The sequence below is a fragment of the Gracilibacillus thailandensis genome (assembly GCF_010994055.1).
Classification (GTDB): domain Bacteria; phylum Bacillota; class Bacilli; order Bacillales; family Amphibacillaceae; genus Gracilibacillus; species Gracilibacillus lacisalsi.
In genome coordinates this window covers 1-25,929 of the sequence record NZ_WJID01000044.1, presented here as the reverse complement: position 1 = coordinate 25,929, position 25,929 = coordinate 1, and the positions used below count along the sequence as shown (strand labels likewise).

Below are 25,929 nucleotides of genomic sequence, written 5' to 3'. Positions count from 1 at the left end.
AGTTTATTATCAACTTTTGCGATTTACTATCAACTCTTACTAAAAAAGGGCTGCACTGAACCGTAGTGGTTTAGGCAGCCCTGATTATTGTTTAATGTAAGGATGCGTGTCCGGATGTTAACACCCAAATAGAACCAAAAACGATAATTAATGCCAAGATGATACTGTTTACCATATTGACGACATTAATGATCCCTTCTTTCCCTTCTGTCACGTGCATAAACATAAAGAGTTGAATGATCGCCTGAAATAGCGCCATTACTCCGATAACCCATAAAATCACATGGCTGGAGAAATCGGTGTAAAATGCTACAAAAACGGCTAGTAATGTTAGTGCAATCGACAGAATGAAACCAACTAACAGATTCCATGGAAACCCATGATTTTTTGCACTCATTTACATCACCATTCCTTTCAAGTAGACAAATGTGAAAATGAAGATCCACACAACGTCTAAAAAGTGCCAGTATAAACTTGCAATAAATAACTTACTGGATGTTTTTACTGTAATGCCTCGACGAACAAGCTGTACTAGTAATAAACTAATCCAAATAATCCCGAAGGTTACGTGTGCCCCGTGAGTACCTAATAATGTGAAAAACGCAGCAGTAAATCCGCTTGTTTGAATCGTTGCACCTTCATGAACATAATGAATAAACTCATTAATCTCCATGTATAGGAAGCCTGCTCCAAGTAGTAAAGTTACGATCATCCAAATTAGTAATCCTTTTTTATCATGATTACGCATCGAATGAATTGCTAATCCACTTGTGAAACTACTTGTTAACAAAATAAAGGTTTCGATCAAGACATCTTTCAGTATAAAGATGTCTTGACCCGCTGGTCCGCCAGCTGTGTTATGCTCCAATACGAAATAAGAAGCAAACAATGTGGAGAAAAGGACAATTTCAGCACCAAGGAAGACCCAAAAACCTAAAATATTCATTTGAGTTTGTTCTGATTGATATTCTAACGGTGTTGTATGGGATGTCATTGTAAATCACCTCTCCACTCTCTTTCTTCCTCTTCTAGCTCTTCAACTGGTATATGATATCCATCATCATAATCGAAGCTATTAGCAATCAAACCAATCACAATACCAATCGAAGCGACAATTGCCAACGTAAACCATTCAAAGACTAGGAAAAATCCAACTACACCAAATGCTGCCGCTAAAACGATTGGTGTCCATGAATTACTTGGCATATGAACAGGTTTTAAGTCTGCTTTCTTCAAACCTGTGTCACCTTTTTTCTTCTTGTACCAGAAGTCATCTAATTGTTCTACTTGTGGAACAACTGCAAAATTATAATGTGGTGCTGGAGAAGCTGTTGCCCACTCTAGTGTACGAGCATTCCATGGATCGTTTCCTACATCTCTGGAAGCATAGCGGAAACTCCAGTAGATGTTGTAGCATAATGCGGCAAATCCTGCTGCCATCACTAGTGAACCAACCGCTGAGAAACCTAGCCATGCGCCCCAACCAGTACTTTCTGCATAAGTGTACATACGGCGAGACATACCGTCTAGTCCGACAAAGAACATTGGCATAAATGTCATATTGAAGCCAATTACAAATAACCAGAAATGCCATTTACCGATTTTTTCGTTAAGCTTGAAGCCGAACATTTTTGGCCACCAGTAGTATAGTGCCGCAAATACCGCGAATACTACTCCTGGAATCAATACATAGTGGAAGTGTGCCACTAAGAACATCGTATTATGATATTGGTAATCCGCTGCTGCCATAGCTAGCATAACGCCAGTTACCCCACCAATAGTGAAACATGGAATAAATGCTAATGACCATAACATGGCAGTAGAAAATTCAATTCGACCTTTCCTCATTGTAAATAACCAGTTAAATATCTTCACACCCGTAGGTATCGCAATCATCATCGTTGTAAGTGAGAAGATTGAGTTTACCGCGGGACTGTTCCCCATTGTATAGAAGTGGTGTACCCACACTAGCATACTTAGGAAAGCAATACCTGCTACGGCATAAACCATAGATTTATATCCATACAAATTCTTTCTTGAGAAAGTTGCAATGACTTCTGAGAACATACCAAATGCTGGTAATACCACGATATATACCTCCGGATGTCCCCATAGCCAGAACAGGTTCAACCATAACATCGGATCTCCGCCAGCTGCAACTGTAAAAAAGTGTGTACCAAATAATCGATCTAATGTCATGAACAGTAATGCAATTGTTAGGATTGGGAATGCTGCCACAATAATAATCGACGTGATAAACGTAGACCACGTAAATATTGGTAGCTTCATCCATGACAAACCTGGTGCACGCATTTTCATTATCGTTACAATAAAGTTAATACCTGTTGCTAATGTACCAATACCGGCAATTTGCAAGGAAACGGCATAATAGTTATTTCCAACGCCAGGTGTGAATTCTTTCCCTGCTAATGGGAAGTAAGATGTCCAGCCTGCATCAGGTGAACCACCAATAACAAATGAAAGGTTAAATAACATCGCACCTGCAAAGAAAGTCCAAAAACTGAATGCATTTAGTTTCGGAAATGCCACATCGCGTGCTCCAATTTGTAACGGAACAACGACGTTCATAATACCAATCAACATTGGCATCGCCATAAACAGAATCATGATGACACCATGTGTTGTAAATATTTCATCATAATGCTGTGCATTCAATATATCTAACTCTGGTCTAGATGTTTGTGCCTTCATTAAAAGACCATCCACACCACCTCTGAAGAACATGAGCACTCCAGCTAAAATATACATAATCCCGATTTTTTTATGATCAACGGTTGTAAACCATTCGTTCCACAACCATTTCCATCTTTTTAAATACGTAATTAAAGCAATTAGACCAACCATTGTCAGACCAATTGCGATTTGTGATGCCAAAATTAAAGGATCACCAGTAACAAAAAATTCATCTAATGACATGTCGTTCACCACCTCTTATTAATGATGTGAGTGATCTGTTGTTTCAGACTCACTGTCTTCCAATTCTTCGTGATTGTGTTCATGATCTTCTGTATCTTGCTCCGTGCTATCGCCTTCTCGATTCTCGTCTATTTCTTGATAAATATCATCATGTTCCCCATGTGGAATCTGATATTTTTCCGGATCAATATATTGTTCAGAACCACCATGTGCATGATCAATCCAATCTAAGTGAGTACCATTGAAAGTCATTCGTCCTAGTAGACCAGGCTCTAATATTTGACTATAGGTATCCTCTGTTAATTCATTTGCTGTATTTTTTACATCATTTACCCATTTATTAAAGTCTTCTCTAGTTTGTGCTTGAACTTCAAATTCCATATGGGCATAACCTCTACCATTAAAGTTAGTATTTCTACCGTAATAAGAACCTGGCTGATCTGCTACCATGTAAAGTTTTGTTTGCATATTAGCCATTGTGTACTTTTGACCTGCAAGCTCTGGAACCCAGAACGATTGCATGGTACCGGCTGAAGTCATTTTAAATTGAACAGGATGATCTTCCGGAATATTAATGTAGTTTACTGTCTCGATATCTTGATCTGGATAACTGAATATCCATTTCCAATCCGCTGATGTTACATGGATAACAAGCGGCTCTTCCTCTTCATAGCCTTGCGGAACATCCTCAACCTCATAGATGGTCTTCGTTGTTGGGATCATTAAGGCTATAACGATTAGTACTGGGATCGTAAACCAGGTTATTTCAAGAAGATGGTTTCCTTTTTCTTCTTCTGGTTCGAAATCACCATCGTCTTTGCGAGCTCGGTATTTCCAGACAATGTAGCCAAATAACACAAAAACAACGACTACTATGACTAACATTAAGATAATCGAATACACAATTAAATCTGTTAAGCTTCTTGCAATCGGCCCTTTAGGATCAAATACGATTAGTTTTGAGTCACAGCCTGCAAGCAAAACAGGAATTAACAATAAAGTGAGAGCATATATGAGCTTCTTCATTGCATTCATGGTGTTTCTCCTTTCGTCTAAAAAACATTTCTATTACTTTACATACCCTTTTGTTTGATAAGTAAAATTACATCTGTTTTACATTTTGACAGCTAAATGTGATGAAAGTATGATGAAGCTATAAATGTCATAATTTGTTCAAAATAAAGTGAGACGATGAGCACCGTGATAGCATCATCCAGTTTACTAATAGCGAATTTTTCTATACTATTTGAATAGAGACAAAATTGAAATTTGAGAGGGATAACTATGAAGACGATATTAATTGTCGATGATGAACAACAAATGAGATCGATGTTAACCTTATATTTAAGAAAAAATTTTAAACTGATAGAAGCGAAAAATGGCAATGAGGCAATCGATACGTTAAAACATAATGAGGTTGACCTTGTCTTGTTAGATATTATGATGCCTGAATTAGACGGTATAGAAGCATGTAAACAAATGAAAAAACTTAAATCAGATGTACCAATCATCTTACTTACCGCATTAAATGAAACCTCTCAAAAAGTAGAAGGTCTAACAATTGGAGCAGACGATTATGTAGTTAAGCCTTTCGAACCGGAAGAGTTGTTAGCGAGGATTCATGTGCAACTCAGGCATTTTCAAAAAGAAGAAGTACAGACAAAAATTATCCATTTCAAAGAATTAAAGATAGATCCTGTTTCCCACACTGTTACGGTTAATGGGAAAGATGTTAAATATAGCCCTAAGGAATTTGATTTGCTTTATTTAATGGCAGCTCATCCCAATCGGGTATACACCCGGGAACAACTATTGGATTTGATCTGGGGATTAGATGAGGTTGTCGATATTCGAACAGTCGATTCACATGTACGTTATGTTAGAGATAAATTGAAGAAAGCTGGCATTTCCGATCAACCGATAGAAACGGTTTGGGGTGTTGGTTACAAATTTAACCGGGAGGATCACGATGAAACTTAATAGTGTTGTTTTCAAGCTTGGAGCGACCATCTTATTTTTACAACTTATTATTTTAATTCCACTTGGGTATATTATTTTACAACTTATTTTAAACTACTCGATGAATGAGACCGAACAACAGCTTGTACAGCTGTCAGAAAAATATGCCACACAAGTAAACAGTATCGATGATCCAGAAAATCTTCAACTATTGGAACACCTCGCTGATATGACCGATACAAGTGCGGTGATTCTCGACCAAAATGGAGAAACAGTTTTGCAAACTAACTGGCACGATGATATTACCGATGAAGTACTCGCAAATCCACAAATTAAACAGCTAAAGGCCGGGGAAACTATTGTAGAAGATTACACGTTTAACAGTACAACTTATTTAAAAGTAGCCCAGCCGATCACGAACCAGGATAATATCCAAGGGAGTGTCGTTTTATTCTCTTCATTCGGACTTATTAGTAATTCAATTCATAATATTATCTTTTTTGTGATATTGGCAAGTCTCGGAGCAGTTGTCTTAGCAATCGGATTCACCTTCTTTATTTCGAAAAAGTTAGGTGCACCATTAATCGCAATGGAGAAAGTCGCCAAACAAATAGCAGAAAAAAAGAATTTCTCTTTACGTGTAGATTATAAAGCGAATGACGAAATTGGGTCTTTGGCACATGCCATCAACCATTTATCCGAAACATTGGAGCGCTATCAGACAAATCGCAATGAATTTTTCTCGAATATTACACATGAATTGAAGACACCGTTAACTTATGTAAAAGGATATGCTAACGCCGTTCGCAACGAGATGTATCAAAGTAAAGAAGAACGGGATGAATTCCTCGAAATTATCGAAAATGAAACGGATCATATTAGTAATTTAATGGACGACCTCACAGACTTATCCAAAATTGAAGAAGGAAAAATTGATTTAAATAAAGAAGATATCAATATGAATAAATTAGCAGAAGAAATGATAAGACGCTCACAATTCAGAGCTTCTGAAAAGGGACTATCCTTACATCTTGACATTCCCGATAGTACCATCTTTTTATTCGCAGATAAAAATAGACTTGATCAAGTGTTAACCAATTTAGTCGAAAATGCCGTTCGCTACACAGAAAAAGGTAATATTACATTAGCAGTAACAGAGGAACGTAATGACGTCATCATGCAGGTGAAAGATACAGGTATTGGGATTAAAGAAGAGGACATACCTTATCTGTTTGAGCGCTTTTACCGTGTAGATAAATCCCGCTCCCGAGCAAATGGCGGAACCGGATTAGGATTAGCCATCGTAAAAAACCTCGTCGAAATGCATGATGGAGACATTCATGTAGATAGTGAATTAAATAAAGGAACAACGATCACCTTACGTTTTCCAAAAGGAGAAATACGAAATGATTAATCAAGTAGAAGATAGAATGAGGCTTGGTTAATAGAGATGGATATCAGAAAATGGACATTATTTTACCCTTTAACGTACCAAATGTCCGCCTCATGCCTTAAGATTGGTTTACACACTCATAATGGAAAGGACGAGCATCATGGAACTTCAACTGATCGAAGTCTATATCCCTGCCCATCGATTTGAACGATTTCTAGAAGAAGTCGAGGAATACCATGTCATCGAAAAATGGTATACGAAAATATCAGAAGAAGAACAGTTAGTCAAAATATTAATCGAGAAAAAATATGCAGAAGAGATTTTAGATTTCCTTGAAGTAAATGACCGTGGCCAAGAAAATATACGAGCACTACTCTATAATATTTCGACTTATGTACCAAGAATTGAGATTGACGAGGAAGAAGACGAAACAGAAGATCCTGAAGAAAAGCAAAAAGAAATTACCCGTGCCAGTCGCCATGAATTATACAATGTCGTGCAATCATCCAGTACATCTAGTATCAATTATCTGTGGATGCTGCTATTATCTTCAGTGGTTGCTACAGCTGGGATTGTAAAGGATAGTCCGGCTATTGTTATTGGAGCCATGGTAATCGCACCATTAATTGGTCCGTTTACCGCACTTGCTTTTGCTGCAACTTTAGGTGACTATAATTTAATGAAAAAATCGATTCTAACTTGTTTATACGGTTTAGCGATTCCAGTTGGAATTGCAATTGTTTTCGGATTAATATTTCCTTTGCCAGTTAATAGTGATGAATTTTTGGCGAGGACAAACATTGAATTAATGGATATTGTTGTAGCGCTTGCCGCAGGTACTGCAGGTGCGATGTCATTTGCAAAAAGGGTATCAGAAGCACTTGTTGGAGTAATGGTATCTGTTGCGTTATTACCACCTGCTGTCGTATTAGGTATGATGCTGGGAGCCCTAGAATTTCAACAAGCATTAACTCCATTGATTCTCTTAATGGTCAATATAAGTGCTATTCTTTTCTCAGCTATCGTTGTTTTTTGGACGAGTGGCATTGAACCGGTAAATTGGAGCGAAATTCAAGTTGCCCATACATCGAAAACCTACGCTCTTATATTTATCAGCAGTGTTATTATTATCTTAGCTGTGATGATCATTATTATTCAATTTTAACAATCCCTTGCTTTTTTAGCGTTTCACTCTTTAACAATAACTTTACAAATTCATTCTTGTCGATATATTTCTGTACTGACCTGGTCCACTCTTTACCTTTGTACAGTCATCGGTGGAATTCTAGGTGAACACTTGCAACAGCTGCTATCTTTCTGCCATCCTTTTTAGTTTATTTGCATTTTGGAAGTTACCAGGGTAGTAGTTATAATTTGCTTAATTGGTGGCACCCTATTACTATATTTACCTTTTTAGTGATCGGATTATTCCGGTCACTTTTTTTCTGGACACTTGAGGTTTTCTTGCACATTTTCTTGATACAATTTATAATATGAATATATGTTCATGTATTATATTGAGGAGGATATTGTATGGGACATCATCACGGACATGGTCATGGTCATCATCATCATCATACTAATAACAAAAAGGCATTATTGATCAGTTTTATATTTATTACGACATTTATGGTAGTCGAAGTAATCGGTGGTTTTTTAACCAATAGCCTAGCATTATTGTCTGACGCTGGACATATGTTAAGCGATGCTTTTGCATTAGGATTGAGTTTATTTGCATTTAAGTTAAGCGAAAAAGCTGCTAATGCTCAGAAAACATACGGTTATAAACGATTTGAAATTTTGGCAGCATTTATTAATGGTGTCACACTTCTAGCGATTTCTATTTACATTTTTTATGAAGCATATCACCGTTTTCTCGAACCGCCTAATGTAAGTCCGATGATGCTTTGGATTGCGATAATAGGTCTAATCGTTAATATTAGTGTTGCCTTTATATTAATGACTGGTGGTGATACGAAGGATAACTTAAATATGCGCAGTGCATTGTTACATGTATTCGGCGATTTACTAGGGTCTGTTGGAGCGATTATTGCCGGACTCTTGATTATGTTTTTTAATTGGAATATGGCAGATCCGATTGCAAGTATAATTGTTGCTGCTCTAATATTAATTAGTGGCTTTCGGATAACTCGTGATTCTTTTCATATTTTAATGGAAGGTACCCCTAATTATCTATCTTATGAGGAAATTGAAAATAAGTTAGTCCAATTAGACGGCGTCATTAATATACATGATTTACACGTCTGGACGATCACATCAGATTTTCCTGCGTTAAGCTGTCATATGGTGGTAGAGGAAAATATCGATCGAGATCTGCTATTAAAAAAAGCTGCCCAAGTATTACATGATCACTTTAAGATTCATCATACAACCATCCAAATAGAAGGTCGGCATGCAGAAATGGAGCATGATGAAAACAATTGCAATTGATTACAGGAGGGATTATGTATGTCAGATGAAAACTATCAATCATTAGATGAAGAAACACTTTTTTTAGTATCACAAACTTTTAAAGCACTGGCTGATCCGACTAGAATCCGTATCTTACATTTGTTATTTAATCAGGAATTGTCGGTCTCGAGTATTGCACAACAACTAGACCTTAATCAATCAAATGTCTCCCATCAATTACGTTTTTTAAAAAATTTACGTCTAGTAAAATACAGACGTGATGGTAAGACCATTTATTATTCTCAGGACGATGAACATGTGATGAAAATATTGCAGCAATCCATTGATCATGCGACCCATCATTAAAAAAGGCAATAACACATGCGCTTGAAACGCATGTGTTAATTGTGTTGTATTTACACACATGTAAAGGATTGAATTCTTTCTGTATCAATTCCGAAGTATATCCAGTTAAATCCTGTCCAGCGGTAACCAGCAACTGAACGTCTGCCGATATACGTTGGATAAAACCAGAATGAGTTATAGCGACTCAGCCAAACATACGTATATCGATATAGACAGCCTCTCATTGAACCGGGATCAACTGCATACAATTGTGGTCCGTCACCTAGTTGTTGTGTTTGCTGTGGTATTTGTGCCGGTGGTGGTCCTGTTGGTGGCATACCTTGTGGCCCCTGTCCAATATTTGGTGGGGCAAATGGTGGTGGAGCAGAAGGACCTTCTCCTTGTCCTGTACCAGGATAGCCTCGTTGAGGATACTGACCATAGTCTGCATACACATTCCCATATTGGTCATACATATATGAATGAGATGGATAATATTGTTCCATAATGTTTAACCTCCTATCACTAACACTATATGTTAGACACGAGGTTAGGTAATTTGTCCATATTAAAATTAGGCGATTCCATTTATTTTAATATACAAATCATGTGATGTTTCTGTACCTTGAATGGTATAACCAATATCTATTTTCATCTCTTCTAAGGCTAATTCATGTTCTTTACCATATTGATACATGTCACCAAAGGTCTGTGCGATCGAAACTAAACTGCCCTCGTGCTTGTGATGTAAATAACTAGCTGAAGGAATCACCATTTTCTCCATTCCTTCAGGTACTTCAGCACCTTGTTCTACTTCTACACAGATACATTGAGTATAGGTCTGTTCAAGTTTCTCCAGACTTACATCCATCATGATGTCCGTTTTTCTTTGCTTTATTTCCGTTAATCTACTTTTAAATTCTTCCCACTTTACCGGCATATCACGGATCAACCCTTGCCAATCTCGAGCAACAGTAATCCCTATAACTGACATTGCATCTTTTTCCACAATATTCATTTTTCCTCACCTCTTCCTTATATGATAAGAAAAACCTTGAAAGCCCACCTGGTCCTGTTCAAAGTAGTTATTGTGACATGAATAAAAGGCGTAACAACCGCTGCGGTTGCCTTGCACTATAGCTAGCTTTCAAAATGGCAACTCCATATATATAGCTATTCTTGCTTCTTAAAACTTGAGTTGTGATACCAATGTTTATATACTTTTTTCTTAAAAGCAAAAAAAGAACCAGTATTAATACTGATTCTATATTTCTACATGACCTCTTTTAATTCCTGCTTTTATGAGATGAATTTTTTCATCACCTTTGTACCATTACAAGAAAATAAACATTCTTTATCTTCCATTATGGTTTCAAGATGGACGTCTCTTCCCCATAATTGATAAATATATGGTAATGTTTTCTCTAAGTAACGGACATCAAGCTCTACACCTTCATAATGATGGCGAATATATAATTCTCCGTTTCGCATATAATCACCATCAACAACTGTCAAATAAGGAAATCCTCCGTTTAACCTAGTAGAAATCAACTGATCGCGTACTTCTTCCCAATTTTTATCAACTATTTTATATTCTGGTCCTTGTTTTTGAAAAAGATATAGATCTTCCTTCTCCACCAGATCTTTTGTTAAATAATTGCGCATAAACGAGATATCTGATTCGATTTCGCGCACTTCAAATATTTTCTCCCTTCCTGAACCGGGTTCTACGCCAAACTGTTTCATTTCTTCAGAAGGGTTGTTGTACCGTTCTTCGATATCTTCAAACATTTTTACGCCGAGGTAATAAGGATTAATCTGTGTTGTTGATGGTTGAACAACACCGGCATTGAGAGAGGCAAACTCCACTGTTTCATCACTTGTTAAATCTAACTCTCTTACAATTCGTTGATGCCAGTATGTCGCCCAGCCCTCATTCATAATTTTCGTCTCTAATTGCGGCCAAAAATATAGCATTTCCTCCCGCATCATGGTTAGAATATCACGCTGCCAATCTTCTAATTCTCTACTATGCTCTTCAATAAATAATAAAATATCTTTTTCCGGGTGAGGCGGGAAAGCCTTTTTCTTTTTAGTTGCCTGCCCCGAATTTGAAGAAGACTGGTCTAGATTCCATAAATCATCATACTCTGTTCTTCTAGGCTTTGGTATTTCTTCTTCCTCATTTTTTTGCCAATCTAATTGTGCTTTTAACAAGGTAGGATCGATATGCTCCTGAATCGAGAGTACTGCATCAAGAAATTTTTCGACTTCCTTAATCCCATATTGTTTCTCGTATTTTGCCACACGTTCAGCAGTAGCAGCCATACTTTCTACCATATCACGCTTCGTATTTTGAAACCGTACATTATTTTTAAAAAAGTCACAATGTGCTAATACATGAGCAACAATCAATTTATTTTGAATCAAACTATTGGAATGCAATAAAAAAGCATAACATGGGTTCGAATTGATCACCAATTCGTATATTCTACTTAATCCAAGATCGTATTGCAGTTTCATCCGGTGAAATTGTTTCCCGAAACTCCAGTGCGAAAATCTGGTTGGCATTCCATACGCACCAAATGTATATAGTATTTCTGGTGGACAAATCTCATAGCGCATCGGAAAAAAATCTAAGCCAAATCCTTCTGCAATCTCGGTGATTTCGTGAATTGCTTTTTCCAATTTCTTTTTCTCTTCTGCTTTCAAACAAAACACCTCCACTATAATATATGAGAGGTGTGCGAAAATAGGACACCCATTATGAGATTTGGTGCGCTATCTGTTATTCGTCATTTTCTTTAGCACGGGCAGCCTCAATTGCGGCATTTAATGCAAGTAAATTCGTTTGCCCAGCAATATCTGTTACCATCCATACTTAAGTAAGGTTTATTTTCTAATTTGTGGAAGCTTTTATTTGTTCATTTAGGCAAAATTAATGTAAAACATGTTTCTCTATTGGGAATACTATGAACGGTAATATCACCGTTATGTGCATCTGTAAATTCCTTGGCAATAGATAATCCCAATCCAAAGCTTTCTTTGTTTCTGTTTTGGCTACCTTGATAGAAACGGTCAAATAAAAAAGGGATTTGTTCAGGAGGAATTCCTTTTCCATGATCTATGATAGCAACCTTTACTTGATTATCATCCTCCATATAATTTACTCTGATATAATTGCCGCTCTCACCATGCTTAATCGCATTATCTAACAAATTACGTATTACTCTTTCAATTAAATGAGGATCTATCATAATGCTATTTGAACCGTCGGGAATTTCAATGTCCATATGGATATGTTTCGCTTCAAGAACTGGTAGATATTCAGTCAAAATTTTTCGTAACATACTTGGTACATTGCAAGATTCTTTCTGTGGTAGAATACCATGCAAATCGGATTGAGAAACTTCAAATAATGTATTAATCAATTTCTCCATGTATTGCGAGCGACGAACAATTACCTTAGCATGTCCCTTAAGCTCATTTTCATCTTTGTACAGTCCGTTTTGAATGGAATCAGCATAACCAAGTATATTCGTCAAAGGTGTTCGTAGATCATGAGATAGATTTGAAATTAACGCTTTTCGTTTTTCTTCTTGCTCTTGAATCTTAGTGACTTGCTCATGAATCCGTCTGGACATTATATTGAAATGTTGACTCAATTGTCCAATTTCATCCATCGATTGATCATCAATTTCTATCTGTTGGTCAAGAGTCGTTTTAGATAATCCCTCATTCAATTTTTTTAAGCGCTTGCGTAATTTAAAAAAGAAAAAATAAGTAAAAAAATAAGGCGTTATGATGAAAGCAAGAAATGGGACAATAAGAGTGAAAAAAGCAGACCATTCACGGACATAAAAATAAACAGCTTTATCATTCATTGCTTCACTTGGGACTTGTAAATGCAAATAATAGGAAAGATCATTTATTTGTGTTCGATAAATCAAATTAACATCATGTTCTGGAATCCATAGGTTGAATGGTTCATTAATAAATAGATCACTGTATGCAGAAAAACTATAAGGCTGTGTTCGATCGCTGGAGGAGTATAGGATCATTCCCTCTGTGTTAAGCCACTCAAATTGGACTGAAGGATGATCAGAATGATATTCGTCCATTGTTTTAACAAGAGAAGATGGAGTAATCCTGTCGGCAAGTGTGATTTCGCTAATTACTTGATTTGCAAGTGTCTCTAATGTTTCATTGGTGTATCCTGTTCGACTAACTTTACCTATAAGAAGACTAACACTGATAAATAGTATCACTGCTGTAATACTACTAATAATAAAATAAATCCATAGCTTGGAAGACAGTTTCATTAGCTATTCACCTTCAAAACGATAACCAATCCCGCGAATTGTTTTAATATGCTGAGGCGATTTTGGATCATCTTCTATTTTATTTCGTAAAGATTGAATATGAGTATCTAGCTTATTTGTATCAAAAATGTCATGCTTCCATACCAAAGTATACATTTCATCTTTCGTAAAAATTTGTCCAGGATGGCGCATAAACATAGATAGTAAATCACATTCCGTTTGAGATAAGCTATATTTTATTTTATGTTTCTCAACGGATCGTGAACGCTCATTTAAAATAATCGGTCCACATTCAATACGGTTCAACGATACAATGGTTGAAGGATTTTGTGATCCTCGAAGGATTGCGATAACACGAGCGATAAGCTTATTCGGAATAAATGGCTTAGCAACGTAATCATCTGCAACTAATCCTAAGTTTTCTATTTTTCCTTTAATTTCTGTAAGAGCACTTAATACAATAATAGGTGTCTCTATTTGGTGTGCATGAAGAAAGTTCAATACATGTAATCCATCTGCATCATCCATCATAAAATCAAGAATGATCAAATCGAATGATTCATTTTCTAGTAAGATTAAAGCTTCTGTTCCACTCTTTGCTTCTTTATACTGCATCCCCGCTTCTTGTAAATATATCCCAATCAAATGTCGGATATCAGCGTCATCATCCACGACTAATATACTAGCCCGATTCAACATTATATCTCCTCTCCCTGTTCCAACGATGTATTCAAGACTATTGTATCATATATCGAACACGGCTTTTAGACAAAAAAATAAACCTTACTTATTTTCAAACAATAAGTAAAGTTTATTTTCCTAATTATGCTAGTTTCCCTATCTTTTTCTTACATCTACATTTCGTAAGAGTATATCCTGTTATTTCAAACCCTTTTTGTTTCAAAAAACGAATTGCTAAATTCTTTTCGACATGGTTGGAAGCAACAATATGAACTGACCTAGAAGGAATTTCGTGAAAATGTCTTCTTAGGTATGGAATTGGAATTACAACCGCTTCTGCTACTTTATCATTGTCTGCCTCTTGATAGTCACGAATATCTACCATTAATTTCTCCCGATTTCGCTTCTTATCTATCTCCACACACGGTATCCCTTTAATCGGTACATAACGTGTATAGAATTGATGGCTCACCATAACGATGATCAGTAATAAAACAATCCACAAGATTGACATGTTAAGTTATCCTCCATTACCTATGATGAAAGATTCACAAACACCATAGTTTATCACTGTAAGACCATCACTGATCATAGTCTCACTTTATTGTTTAAGATATTTAACTTTCTCCCAATAATGGACAATCGTCTTCATTCCTTTATCGAAATGGGCAACTGGAAAGCTTTCATTTGGTGAATGTAAGCGATCATCCGGCGTTCCGAATCCCAGTAATACGACAGGAATTTGATAAATCGAGTCAATCCATTCTACAACTGGGATAGAGCCACCCATTCTAACATATACTGCTTCTTTTTCAAAAGTTTCTTTAAAGCTTTCCGCTGCTTTCGTAATTAGCGGATGTCCAGGATCCACTTTATATGCTTTTGCTGATAATGGTTCCCGTTTAATGGTTAACTCTACACCTTTTGGGACATGTTGCTCCAAATGCTTTACTAATAAATCCTGAATTTCTTTCGGATCCTGTCCCGGTACTAAACGACATGTTAGTTTAGCGGTAGCAGTTGACGGAATAATCGTTTTGGTTCCCTCTCCTTGATAGCCACTATATAAACCATTGATTTCTAAAGTCGGTCTGGCCATCGTGTGCTCTTTTGCCGTATAGCCTTTTTCCGAAACAGTTTCTTTCACTCCAGTAGACTCTTCGTAATCCTCACTTGGGGCATCTTTAATTAACGTACGTTCCTCATCGGATAAAGGTTCAACCTGATCATAAAAATGAGCAACTTGGACAACTTCTTCTTCATTTTTCATCGTAGCTAACAACTGCGCCATTGCTATTGCGGGATTTTTTACCGCACCACCGTATAGACCTGAATGCAGATCATTGTCAGGTCCTTTCAAAGTAAATTCCAATCCAGTGAAACCTTTTAATCCATATAGAATGGTTGGTTGATCCTTAGCAACCATTCCTGAATCAGAAATGACCGCGAAATCAGCTTGAAATTTTTCTTTTTGTTCATGTAGAATATCATAAAGATTGGCACTTCCGATCTCTTCTTCTCCCTCTACACAAACTTTGACATTGATTGGCAATGAGCCTTTCGTTTCTAGAAATGCTTTCAAGACTACAAGGTGCATAAACACTTGCCCTTTGTCATCACTGGCACCACGAGCATAGATCCTTCCATCTCTAACTTCAGGCTCAAAAGGATCACTTTCCCACTGATCAAGTGGATCTGGTGGCTGCACATCATAATGACCATAAAATAAAACAGTTGGTGCGTCCTCTCCAGCATTCATCCATTCAGCATATACAAGTGGATGACCTTTTGTTTCTTGAACTTCGACGGTTTCAAAGCCTGCGTTCTTTAAATAGTCGGCTACAAACTTGGCTGCTGTTTTGACATCTTCTTTATGAGTTGAATCTGTGCTGACACTTGGTATATGTAAAAAATGTTGAAGCTCTTCTAAATGTTGCTCCTTATATTTCTCAAGATACTCCATTACTTCTTTCATATTGATCACATTCCTTTCCCTTCTACCTTTCCATAGTTTAACATGGAATTGGGGAATCATTCATTAAAAAAGTTTAACGTAAAAAAAAAGAGAGAGGATTAATATGGTAATTGTTGCTAAAAAAGGATAATTAATTTATCATTGTGTTTATGCACCTAACATTTTACTAAATTTCAAAAGAAAGGAAGATATGGATTGAAAAAATGGATGATGTTTTGTCTTACATTACTTATCAGCATTACGCTAGTTGCTTGTAATTCTGATGATGTTGATAGTAACGAAGAGGGTACCGAGAATGACAGTACTGAAACAACTGAAAACACTGATGAGGAAGTAGTTGAAGAGGATACTGCTACAGAGGAAGAAGCGGATATCGAGGACTTAAATGAAGATAATATAGAAACTGATAATGATACAGCTTCTTTTGATTTAGATATTGATCCCGATGGTGAAAACAATGTAACGCTGCAACTTGAACAAGAAGGCATGGTCTCTAAAATTGCTTATAAAGCTGAAGGGGACCGAGTTATCGAACAAACTGCAGATAGTATTATTCCTTATGATCTATTAGAAATAGCTGATAAAGAGGAAGCGGAGGCTATGTTCGAAGAAGGTGTGGCTCAGTATCAAGACATAGAAGGTTTATCACATAGCATTGATTATCAAGAGGAGCAAATCGTCGAGACGACAAAAGTAGACTTTGAAACAGCTAATCCTGATGACATTGCGGAATTAACAGGAGCAATGATGGAAGATGGAGCTAGCGATTTTATTAGCCTGCAAAGATCGGTGCAAATGTTGCAACAACAAGGATATGAGATTATAACAGAATAGCATTAGATACATACTGTGATTGAGCGGACATTTAGTTCGTTATTTGACTGAAAATCACCTATTTTTCCATGGTTGCGGACATTGAATCCCTTATTTGCTTCATTTTGGCTTCTATTAGCACTATTTCCGATGAATAGCGGAATAGATGTCCGCGACCACCTTAAAAATGGTCTTTTTGTCACAAATAGTGGAACAAATGTCCGCGCTCAGCCAAGATTAACTTGGGAGTCCTCGTTATGAAGCAATTTATAAAAACACTTATCTCTTGAAACAAGAGATAAGTGTTTTTATTGTTAGTCTAAACCTTTTGCTAAGTCTTCTATTAAATCATCGACATCCTCAATTCCGATGGATAGCCGAATTAATCCGTCAGTAATGCCTAATTGTTCACGACGATCTTTTGGAATTGAAGCATGTGTCATGCGTGCTGGAATCGAAATTAAACTTTCTACTGCACCAAGACTTTCCGCTAAGGTGAAATAATCAGCTCTACTCAATACTTGATCCGCTTTTTCGCCACTTCCAACATCAAATGCGATCATACCTCCGAATCCTTCTGCCTGTTGTTTAGCAACATCATGCCCTGCATGTGATGCTAAACCAGGGTAATATACTTTCTCGACATTTGGATGTTGGTCAAGATAAGCAGCAATTTTGTTTGCATTTTTCTCGATTGCTTCCATTCGCAATCCTAATGTTTTGATACCGCGCATTAATAACCATGAATCCTGTGGACCTAAAACAGCACCAACAGAGTTTTGAACAAAGTGAATTTCTTCTGCTAGTTGTTCGTCCTTTACAGCAACAAGCCCTGAAACCACATCACTGTGTCCACCGATATATTTCGTTGCACTGTGTAAGACAATATCTGCACCGAAGTCTAATGGATTTTGCAAATAAGGTGTCGCGAATGTATTATCAACCACTAATAAAAGGTTATACTTATCAGCAAGTTCTTTCATTTTTTTCAGGTCGGTTACTTTCAACAGCGGGTTAGTTGGTGTTTCAATATATAGCATTTTAGTATTGGGCTTAATCGCTGCTTCTACCGCTTCGATATCACTTGTATCAACAAAAGTGTGTCCCAATTCAATACGATTCAACACTTTTGTTGTTAAACGATAGGTTCCACCATATACATCGTCTGTTAATACGACATGATCACCAGCTTTTAGTAACATCATCACAGTTGTAATTGCTGCCATTCCTGATGCAAAAGCAAAGCCTGCATGACCATTCTCTAGCTCTGCAGTAACTGTTTCTAATGCATGTCGTGTCGGATTACCTGTTCTGGAATATTCATAACCAGTGTGTTTTCCAGCTTCAGGTTGTCTATACGTACTTACTTGATAAATCGGTACAGATACAGCACCAGTTCTTTCATCTCCTGTGATACCACCATGTACCATTTTTGTTTTACGTTTCATCACTATACCTCCTACGAATCAAACATATAATTGTGATACGTCCAAGCGGATTCGGGTGTCAGCGTCCGTTATCCTTCTTCTTTGAAAAACTTCGGACGGCTATCATCATTGATAAATATCTTTACTTAAATATCGCTCACTACTATCAGGAAAAATGGTAACAATGTTGCTGCCAGGTTCTGCTTTTTTCGCTTCTCGTAAGGCGGCAACCATTGCTGCTCCTGATGAGCTCCCTACTAGCAAGCCTTCTTTTTCTGCCAGTTGCTTTACCATATCAAACGCATCAGCATCATCAATGGTATGGATTGCATCGAATAATGCACGATCCATATAGTCTGGTAAAAATTCCATACCGATTCCTTCCGTTCGATGTGCTCCTGCTTCGCCTCCAGCAATAATCGATCCTTCAGGTTCCACAATTACTGTTTTTGTTTCTGGATTTTGATCTTTAAAATATCGAGCAGCTCCCATAAAGGTGCCACCTGTTCCTGCACCTGCAACAAAAATTGAAACCTCACCATTTAAGTCTTGTTCAATTTCAGGTGCTATTGTCTTGTAATACGTTTCAGGATTTGCTGGATTTTCAAATTGTTGCGCGGCATAACTGTTCGGGATTTCTGAAAGCAGCTGTTTTGTTTTCTCGATTGCTCCACGCATCCCCTCATCTTTAGGTGTGTGGATAATTTCTGCTCCTAAAGCTTGCATTAATACTTGCTTTTCCTGACTAAAGTGTTCAGGAACAACAAAAATAACGCGAAATCCTCTATTAACTGCAGCTAAAGCAATTCCGATCCCTGTATTACCAGCAGTAGGTTCGATAATCGTTCCACCTGGTTGCAACTCACCAGATTCCAATGCTGTTTCGATCAAATTGATTCCTAAGCGATCTTTAATACTGCCGCCAGGATTAAAGAATTCTAACTTCGCAAAAAGTCGTACACCGTCTGGGAGTTCGAAATTCGATAACTCCATTAACGGTGTACCGCCGATCAATTGTTGTATATTTTTATAAAGTGCCAATCTTAATCCCTCTTTTATTCAGCAAACACGATGTGCCATTCATCTTTTCCAGCTAACATGTTCTTAGCAATGTCTTTTGCCCCTTCTAAGCTGTGGTTAGCTGCCCAGCCACATTGGACTTCATTACATGCTGGTACTTCTGTTGCTTCTAATACATCTTGCAATGTTTTCTCTAACGCTTCTACAACATCCTCAAAACTGTCATTGTTTAGAATAGCGAGATAAAAACCAGTTTGGCAGCCCATTGGACTGATATCCAACACATTGTCCATATGGTTGCGAATATTTTCTGCCATTAAGTGTTCAATTGAGTGCAATCCTGCCATATCCATATGGTCCTTATTTGGCTGACAAAAGCGAATATCATATTTGTACACTTTATCTCCATTTTGTCCTGTAGTAACCCCTACAAGGCGTACATATGGTGCTTTTACTTTCGTATGATCTAAATTAAAACTTTCAACATTCATTTTTTTAGTCATCTTTCCATCACTCCTCTTCGAATTTTTCAGCTACAAATAACCAGACAAACTTATTTCGTTGTTTCGCTTCAAAATGAAATCCATTTTGTTCAAACAGCTCTCGAATTTCCTCTAATTGAGGATAGTATTCTCTGTTTAAATCCTCCAGTAAATCGTGATAGCCTAACTCATGTGCTTCTTGTTTAATTTGTTGTTCTGCCTGTTCATTTTCATAAACCGTGTCAGCAAATACAACGCGCCCACCATTAGCTAGCAAGGAATAAAATTTAGCAACCGCCTTGTTCTTCTCAGCTTTCGTTAAATGGTGAAAAGCATACGTACTAATAATCGTATTCACCGGCTTACTTGGTAATGGAAACTCAAGAAAATCACCTTCGTATAAATCTAATTGAGGTAATTTTTCTTTCGCTAACTCCCTCATCGGATCAGATGGTTCAACACCAATCACAGGTAATCCTTTCGCTAACACTTTTTCTGTTAAATTACCCGTGCCAACACCGAATTCCATTACCGTTCCTTCTGCTAGCTGAGCAACTTCCTTTAATATTGTATCATATCCTTCGAATACATCTCTATACTGAGGGTCGTGACCCGTAACTGCCTCATCATACGTAGAAGCCCACTCTTCAAACACTTCCAAAAACTCTCTCCCCATGGTAAACTCCTCCATCTATGTTAATCCATACTATTTTACTCTGTTTTATCGGAATTGACACTAATATAGCATAAATAGCCTTAATATGCAAAAATACGACACGGATGAAACCGGCTAACCCCGCCGGTCCTTTATTAATTTAGTAGTAATGAGTGAGGAAATATTTGAACAGCTTGATCACCGCTCCGGCTGCCCCTTCTCTTTCTGTGGGGTTTGCCCTTCAGCTAACTTTTTCAAGCCAAAACCGCTCAAAAAAGTGGATCTTCAGGTCAAACGATTCCCACAGGAGTGGAAGGGGGCGGCCTTCGCTTTATACATGTGCTACAACATTTGTCAGATCTGGCAGTTTGAGTTGTCATCCCTGTGAAAGTGCAAGGTATGGCATAGGAAATTACTAATAAGTTTTATAAAACCCAATATCCTTTTTCTGTTATTCGTTGTAGAAAAAGAATAGCGAAGGCGACCGTTTCGACTGGAGCGAATCAACTGAGATAAAGGAATCACAGTAAGTTTACGAACCGATGATGACTTATCGTAGGGCGGTTCGTGAAGTCGACTAGTTTTCGGGCGTTCGGAGTTAGACATCTGGGCAAATTTTATACTTTCTTTACAAGAAAAAAAGAGCAAGTATCCGCAGATACTTGCTCATCCTTAATTATTCTTCATTATTCGGGAAAACTCTTTCGATCATATTTCCAATACGTCTGAAAAATCCTTCTACTGGCTCGCCTCTGTTTACATCATTAGCATACTCATCTGCTAAGTCAAAGAAATCTGGGTTCGTTGAAATATAGACATTGTCAATATCATTGTTAACAGATTTTACTGCTTTTGTAATATCTTCTCTTGTTTCTTCCGTTAATTCGTCATTCTTTCGGTTAGGATTATCATTATTTGTTCGTTTATCCCAAGATGCCGCTACATAGGCATTATTATCTGTTGTTAATACATAAACACGGTCAATTTCCTGAACCTGAGACTGAATTTTTTCTGCAGCTTCATCTGCTATATCATAGTTAGTACCATCACGTCTGGAGTTAGTCATATTGTCGGCATCTCGATTCGTTCTGCCATCAAACATGAATTGGTTGTTCTCATTTGCACGTGTATTACGGTTAATATTATCTTGACCGCGGGCTGGATCTGTCGTTTGATTTCTATTATTAGCTCGATCATTAGCTGGATCATTAGATGTTTGGTTGTATCCTATCGGTTGTGCTGGATTACCATTATATTCTCCATTTTCTTGGCCATATTCATTTCCGCCGCATGCTACAAGAGTTGTTAAGGTTGTAGCGAAAGTCAGCGCTAAAGCAGGCTTTGATAACTTCATCTGTTTCCCTCCTTTTTTATGATCATCAATAGTATGGATAGAAACAAAATGACTTATGTTAATTAATATTTGGTAACGACACCAACAGTTCTTTAGACTTTTTCATTGTAAACCGCACACACTAATTAATGATTCCCCAACTAAAATGAATACAACCAATATAAAAAAAGGGGGATTATCTGTTGAATATCGACTACGATAAAGCATTATATTATACGTTATGGGGGCAATGGGATGATTTGCTTGTGTTAATGGTCCGTACTAATGATGACTTGCTGTCAAAAAAAATTGAACAATTTTTACATGCTTATCACTACCCAAGCTCACAGGAATACCTGATCACTTCTCATGAACAACTAATGCAATATATTGACCATGCATTAGTCAGCCAAATGAGCCTTACTTCACAGTAGAAAATCGTCGAACCAAGAGACACTCCTAATTCGCGGAGCTTGTTCGATTATGTAAAAAGGCTTGTCGCCAAGTTTTAATGGTGACAAGCCTTCTTGTTTACAAGTAGGTGGAAGTTAAACCAATATAAAAACTGTCACCTCTAATAACGATGACAGTTCAAGCTTATTTGTTATGGCCTTTACCAGGATGCGATTTATCTTTTTTATTTGATTTGTTGTTATGATTAATTTTTGATTTATTCAATCTGTTATCCTGTTTGCCTTTTGATTTTTTATCTCTATGACTTTTGTCATGCTGTTTATTATGATTCTGCTTTTTTCCTTTTGACTTTGATTTAGACTTTTGCCCTTTACCATTATCGTTTTTCTTTGCTTTGTTTTTTTCACTCACTTTTTTACCGTTATTATCTTTCTTTTTGCCATTATTCGTTGAGATTTGTTCTTTAGCACGTTCACTTGCATTAGCAGGTAAAATCACAGGATCGTTTGTCTCTTTTTTCGATTCGCCTTCATTAGTTTCCTCTATGTCTTCTTCATTCTCTTCATGTTCCGTTTCATCAATTTCGATCTCTTCTTGAGTAGCCTCTTCCTCTTGGTCTTGCTTATTATGATTATAAAAATTTTCAATTAGTTCTCTTTCCTCAGTATTTAAGGAAGTTTTAGGCGTATCATTTTCAGTTGCTACTTGCTTGACATCTGATCCTCCACTTACCTCTAACGACTGTGCTGTTAATTCGTTCATTGATACATGTTCTAGTTCAGATTGTGTTCTAAGTTCTTCTGAAACTTCATAAATGGCTACTTGGTATCCTAGATGTTGATAATAACTACCTAATTCATCTTCAAAATGATGGTCCTGTTTTTCTTCATCAATATAGCTTACGGCCATTAAAACCGGACGATCAGCCTCTGGCTCTTCTCTGTCCATTGTTATTATGTTAAGAATTTCATCTGTTAAAGATGTTATGGTACGATTTTTTACCTCCAAATTATCCATCAATTGCTCAGCATCCTCATTCATCGGTTCAACGTCCAACACATGATAATTTTCGTCAATCGTAATATTCATGCTTGGATTGATATCAATACTAACTACTGCATAAGCCTTTTCATCTGCTACCCATATGTACAATGGGCTTATCAACAGTAAACATATTAACACCATAGGAACAAGTTGCCACTTTATTGGTCCTTTAAAAAACAGAAAAAATGATTGCCAGATGGATTGTTTTTGTTGATACAAGGTTTCCATACCAATATCTTTTTCCTTCATTGGTATTGCTTTGTGGAACACACCATCTTTGTCCATCACGATTGTATACCGTGATTTATGTTCCACAATTATTCCTTTTTTCACAGATCTACCCCCTCAAGGTATTCTCTTAAATAAACATAATCACCTGTAAGGATAATAAAGACCGTTAATATATACTTTCGATTTCTCTCCAATGTTTTTTTGCTGACAGGTACAAGCTTTAATAATTGTTTAATCGGTACTCTTTTTTTACGAAGTACATATTCTTTTAAATCTTGGTCATTTATTAATTGTTTCGCAGCATACACTGCCGATTCACGCGCATCTTGGTGTTTCGGTGATATTTCGGTAAGTTCTTTGAACGAAATTTTATACTTCTTTAGATGTTCTGATAATTCGAGAATTTCTTGCTTGCGATTCCAGGATTCTTCTTCCAGTTCAAATATTTTTTTGGCTTCAGATATTTGTAACGGACTTTCTTCCAATTCATCTTCGTCATTCATATTTAATGCCGGATACATATATTGTCGCTGTTCTTTCCGGATATAGTCAATTACTTTGCGTTTAATAATCACTTGAGCAAATGCAAGAAATGAAGAACCTTTCTCCCTTGAATACATTTCTATTGCTTCATTAAAAGCAATCATCCCGACACTAAACTCATCATTTTGTTTTTTGATATATCTTTTGCATACATCGGAAACGCATTTTGCAATAAACGGTTGATATGCTTCGATTATATCATTTCGTAAATGCTCATCACCTCGCTGTATTAATTCAATTTGGTCTTCTAATCTATATTCTTTATCGATTAACTGGCTTTCTATCATATTCGGCACCACCAGTCCTTTATAAATTCGTATTGTATTTATGATTTTTTGTCTGTTATCTATAAAAATTAAGTATATTTTCACCAGTTTATTTTGTCACTTTATCCAGAATAAAAGAAAATTTTGTTTCTATCTACCATGATTCAATTACAATTCATTAAATTTTATTTTCAAAAAATAGATACATTTACTTATTATGATAAAATATACACAGAAATTTCATCACATTAACTAGTCCATTTGAACCTATCTCTTTAAAATAGCGGGGATCAATATCTTTTTTCCAAGGTGAGAAAAAACCGTTCCGTTTTTATCACTAACTGCTAAAGATTTATGATTCCTCTGACAGCCATTATGAAATTATTTCAACTGCTTGACCATCACTCCGAATGCCCACTTCTCTTTCCGTGGGGTTTGTCCTATAATAAACAAACTCCCAGTAAAACTGAGAGTCTAAACGAATTATTGATTAATATTCATATATTCTATTGGAACGGCTAATCCTACTCGGCCGTGTTCCTCATTCTTTTGAGTTGCAAAAACAACTGCAATGACTTCCCCTTGCTCATCTAATACCGGACTACCACTATTCCCCCGATAAACTGGTGCATCTAACATATAGACTGGCCTCTCCCAAGTAGACAGTTGTGTCTTTCCTATTAAGTCCCCTTCATTGGCAATACCATTAAAACGTAGCGGATTACCGATAAATAGAACCTTTTCCAGCAGATCTTCACCATTTTGCTCACTTAGTTCCAAGTAGGGGAGATTTTCCGCCTCTATGTCCAATAGAGCAAGGTCTATTTCTGGATAGGTTTCTATTACTTCACCATTATACAAACCTTCTTCCTGAAAAGCGACAGTGATCCTTGGCTGGTCCTCTATTACATGATAGTTAGTGATGATATAACCATCATCCGATATCGAAAAACCAGTTCCTTTGTTATCCTCTCCCTCAATAACAACAACTGCTTCCCGATATTGTTGTACCGTTTCGTCCTGCATTAAGCGTGCAGATGTTTGAATAAACTCAATAGCTGGGATCGAAAAAGTTTGTGGAAGGATTGCAATGACTTGAATAAACATTGCTATTGCAATCAACCATATCCCCCATTTTGGAACAAGTGGCTTTTTTTTCTGCTCTGCTTCTTTGTTCTCGTTTTCTTTCAGCTTTTGGCGTTCCTCTTGCACTAGCTCATACATTTCTTCTGGATCTAACTCTTCGTACAAATCCTCATCTATAATATCCCATTCTTTATCATTCGAATGTTTCATATTACACCTCATCAAGAACAGTCTGTTATGTGTATTATATCATTTTCATTGAATGAAATCTTATTTTGTTTTAAATCGGATATGAATAGGGGGAGAAGTGTAAAGATATCAAATCGAGTAAAGACGGAAAGATACGTTCTATTTGTAATGTCAGGTAAATGCACCTTGCAAATTAGTATTTAAAGTTATCTGGGACTTCCATTTATACTATATTTGCTGAAGATGCATTTTGTATTTTTAAAATAAACAGGAGATTTTTGACTTATATCATATCTTTCTTCTGAAACGATACCTTCTTATTCGTTATATGTGTCAGGTAAATCATTCTCCAATAAAATAATTGCATCTTGGCGGTTTAATGCTTGGATTTGTGATATGGCG

Annotated in this window: 26 protein-coding genes and 1 pseudogene; 7 read left to right on the top strand and 20 right to left on the bottom strand. The window is 36.8% G+C overall.

The window, feature by feature from the left end; translation table 11 throughout:
• Positions 1–91 precede the first annotated feature (91 nt).
• Genes qoxD through qoxA form a run of 4 tightly spaced genes read right to left on the bottom strand, consistent with a single transcriptional unit; the run spans position 92 to position 3,963 of the window.
• Entirely contained in the window at positions 92–397 is a 306-nt protein-coding gene (qoxD, locus tag GH715_RS13525) for a cytochrome aa3 quinol oxidase subunit IV (protein WP_018933645.1), read from the bottom strand.
• Entirely contained in the window at positions 398–994 is a 597-nt protein-coding gene (gene qoxC, locus GH715_RS13520; protein WP_018933644.1) for a cytochrome aa3 quinol oxidase subunit III, read from the bottom strand.
• Positions 991–2,937, bottom strand: coding sequence for a cytochrome aa3 quinol oxidase subunit I (gene qoxB / locus GH715_RS13515; RefSeq protein ID WP_153835759.1), 1,947 nt, complete (start codon positions 2,935–2,937; stop codon positions 991–993). Before qoxB ends, qoxC begins: the two co-directional genes overlap by 4 nt.
• An 18-nt stretch (positions 2,938–2,955) precedes the next feature.
• Positions 2,956–3,963, bottom strand: a complete 1,008-nt coding sequence (gene qoxA, locus GH715_RS13510) for a cytochrome aa3 quinol oxidase subunit II (protein WP_240469394.1) — start codon at positions 3,961–3,963, stop codon at positions 2,956–2,958.
• Between the two features lie 258 nt (positions 3,964–4,221).
• On the opposite strand from qoxA, the gene GH715_RS13505 reads away from it, so the two are divergent.
• The 5 genes from GH715_RS13505 to GH715_RS13485 all read left to right on the top strand — a co-directional run bounded on the left by GH715_RS13505 (position 4,222) and on the right by GH715_RS13485 (position 9,067).
• Positions 4,222–4,917, top strand: coding sequence for a response regulator transcription factor (locus tag GH715_RS13505; RefSeq protein WP_153835761.1), 696 nt, complete (start codon positions 4,222–4,224; stop codon positions 4,915–4,917).
• A complete protein-coding gene (locus GH715_RS13500; RefSeq protein WP_153835762.1) occupies positions 4,907–6,310 on the top strand; it encodes a sensor histidine kinase in 1,404 nt (467 codons plus the stop codon). The genes GH715_RS13505 and GH715_RS13500 overlap by 11 nt, the downstream gene beginning before the upstream one ends.
• 139 nt (positions 6,311–6,449) lie before the next feature.
• The gene (locus GH715_RS13495) at positions 6,450–7,454 is read left to right on the top strand and encodes a TIGR00341 family protein (protein WP_153835763.1); all 1,005 of its coding nucleotides are present in this window, start codon (positions 6,450–6,452) and stop codon (positions 7,452–7,454) included.
• Between the two features lie 368 nt (positions 7,455–7,822).
• Positions 7,823–8,740: a cation diffusion facilitator family transporter gene (locus tag GH715_RS13490; protein WP_153835764.1), complete on the top strand. Its 918-nt coding sequence runs from the start codon at positions 7,823–7,825 to the stop codon at positions 8,738–8,740.
• 18 nt (positions 8,741–8,758) lie between these two features.
• Positions 8,759–9,067 (top strand): ArsR/SmtB family transcription factor, encoded by a 309-nt coding sequence (locus GH715_RS13485; protein ID WP_153835765.1) that lies wholly within the window; start codon positions 8,759–8,761, stop codon positions 9,065–9,067.
• A gap of 50 nt (positions 9,068–9,117) precedes the next feature.
• On the opposite strand, the gene GH715_RS13480 is transcribed toward GH715_RS13485, so the two are convergent.
• The 8 genes and pseudogenes from GH715_RS13480 to GH715_RS13445 all read right to left on the bottom strand — a co-directional run bounded on the left by GH715_RS13480 (position 9,118) and on the right by GH715_RS13445 (position 16,024).
• The gene (locus GH715_RS13480; RefSeq protein WP_153835766.1) at positions 9,118–9,552 is read right to left on the bottom strand and encodes a hypothetical protein; all 435 of its coding nucleotides are present in this window, start codon (positions 9,550–9,552) and stop codon (positions 9,118–9,120) included.
• A gap of 68 nt (positions 9,553–9,620) precedes the next feature.
• Positions 9,621–10,064, bottom strand: a complete 444-nt coding sequence (locus GH715_RS13475; RefSeq protein WP_153835767.1) for a GyrI-like domain-containing protein — start codon at positions 10,062–10,064, stop codon at positions 9,621–9,623.
• A gap of 281 nt (positions 10,065–10,345) precedes the next feature.
• Positions 10,346–11,758 (bottom strand): SpoVR family protein, encoded by a 1,413-nt coding sequence (locus GH715_RS13470; protein ID WP_153835768.1) that lies wholly within the window; start codon positions 11,756–11,758, stop codon positions 10,346–10,348.
• 88 nt (positions 11,759–11,846) lie between these two features.
• Positions 11,847–11,921, bottom strand: a pseudogene (locus tag GH715_RS21950) (methyl-accepting chemotaxis protein); the annotation flags it as partial.
• A gap of 49 nt (positions 11,922–11,970) precedes the next feature.
• Positions 11,971–13,368, bottom strand: a complete 1,398-nt coding sequence (locus GH715_RS13460) for a HAMP domain-containing sensor histidine kinase (RefSeq protein WP_153835769.1) — start codon at positions 13,366–13,368, stop codon at positions 11,971–11,973.
• A 3-nt stretch (positions 13,369–13,371) separates the two neighbouring features.
• On the bottom strand, positions 13,372–14,067 hold the full coding sequence (locus GH715_RS13455) for a response regulator transcription factor (protein ID WP_153835770.1): 696 nt from the start codon (positions 14,065–14,067) through the stop codon (positions 13,372–13,374).
• A gap of 124 nt (positions 14,068–14,191) precedes the next feature.
• Entirely contained in the window at positions 14,192–14,563 is a 372-nt protein-coding gene (locus GH715_RS13450; RefSeq protein ID WP_153835771.1) for a rhodanese-like domain-containing protein, read from the bottom strand.
• 87 nt (positions 14,564–14,650) lie between these two features.
• On the bottom strand, positions 14,651–16,024 hold the full coding sequence (locus GH715_RS13445) for a dipeptidase (protein ID WP_153835772.1): 1,374 nt from the start codon (positions 16,022–16,024) through the stop codon (positions 14,651–14,653).
• A gap of 195 nt (positions 16,025–16,219) precedes the next feature.
• Between GH715_RS13445 and GH715_RS13440 the strand changes: the two genes are divergently transcribed.
• Positions 16,220–16,858, top strand: coding sequence for a DUF1307 domain-containing protein (locus GH715_RS13440; RefSeq protein ID WP_153835773.1), 639 nt, complete (start codon positions 16,220–16,222; stop codon positions 16,856–16,858).
• 293 nt (positions 16,859–17,151) lie between these two features.
• On the opposite strand, the gene GH715_RS13435 is transcribed toward GH715_RS13440, so the two are convergent.
• The 5 genes from GH715_RS13435 to GH715_RS13415 form a co-directional block, all read right to left on the bottom strand.
• Complete coding sequence (locus GH715_RS13435) at positions 17,152–18,285, bottom strand: bifunctional cystathionine gamma-lyase/homocysteine desulfhydrase (RefSeq protein WP_153835774.1); 1,134 nt, start codon at positions 18,283–18,285, stop codon at positions 17,152–17,154.
• 105 nt (positions 18,286–18,390) lie between these two features.
• Positions 18,391–19,305: a PLP-dependent cysteine synthase family protein gene (locus GH715_RS13430; protein WP_153835775.1), complete on the bottom strand. Its 915-nt coding sequence runs from the start codon at positions 19,303–19,305 to the stop codon at positions 18,391–18,393.
• A gap of 14 nt (positions 19,306–19,319) precedes the next feature.
• Positions 19,320–19,787 carry an S-ribosylhomocysteine lyase gene (locus GH715_RS13425; RefSeq protein WP_153835776.1) on the bottom strand — a complete coding sequence of 156 codons (468 nt, stop codon included), beginning with the start codon at positions 19,785–19,787 and terminating at the stop codon, positions 19,320–19,322.
• A 7-nt stretch (positions 19,788–19,794) separates the two neighbouring features.
• Positions 19,795–20,442 (bottom strand): class I SAM-dependent DNA methyltransferase, encoded by a 648-nt coding sequence (locus GH715_RS13420; RefSeq protein ID WP_153835777.1) that lies wholly within the window; start codon positions 20,440–20,442, stop codon positions 19,795–19,797.
• Between the two features lie 655 nt (positions 20,443–21,097).
• Positions 21,098–21,775, bottom strand: a complete 678-nt coding sequence (locus GH715_RS13415; RefSeq protein ID WP_153835778.1) for a YhcN/YlaJ family sporulation lipoprotein — start codon at positions 21,773–21,775, stop codon at positions 21,098–21,100.
• Positions 21,776–21,954: 179 nt separating this feature from the next.
• On the opposite strand from GH715_RS13415, the gene GH715_RS13410 reads away from it, so the two are divergent.
• The gene (locus tag GH715_RS13410) at positions 21,955–22,188 is read left to right on the top strand and encodes a YhdB family protein (protein WP_026287437.1); all 234 of its coding nucleotides are present in this window, start codon (positions 21,955–21,957) and stop codon (positions 22,186–22,188) included.
• Positions 22,189–22,351: 163 nt separating this feature from the next.
• On the opposite strand, the gene GH715_RS13405 is transcribed toward GH715_RS13410, so the two are convergent.
• From GH715_RS13405 to GH715_RS13395, 3 genes are all read right to left on the bottom strand, one after another.
• Positions 22,352–23,545, bottom strand: coding sequence for an anti-sigma-I factor RsgI family protein (locus GH715_RS13405; RefSeq protein WP_153835779.1), 1,194 nt, complete (start codon positions 23,543–23,545; stop codon positions 22,352–22,354).
• On the bottom strand, positions 23,542–24,273 hold the full coding sequence (gene sigI, locus GH715_RS13400; RefSeq protein ID WP_018934595.1) for an RNA polymerase sigma-I factor: 732 nt from the start codon (positions 24,271–24,273) through the stop codon (positions 23,542–23,544). Before sigI ends, GH715_RS13405 begins: the two co-directional genes overlap by 4 nt.
• A 462-nt stretch (positions 24,274–24,735) precedes the next feature.
• Positions 24,736–25,548: a S1C family serine protease gene (locus GH715_RS13395; RefSeq protein ID WP_153835780.1), complete on the bottom strand. Its 813-nt coding sequence runs from the start codon at positions 25,546–25,548 to the stop codon at positions 24,736–24,738.
• Between the last annotated feature and the right edge of the window lie 381 nt (positions 25,549–25,929).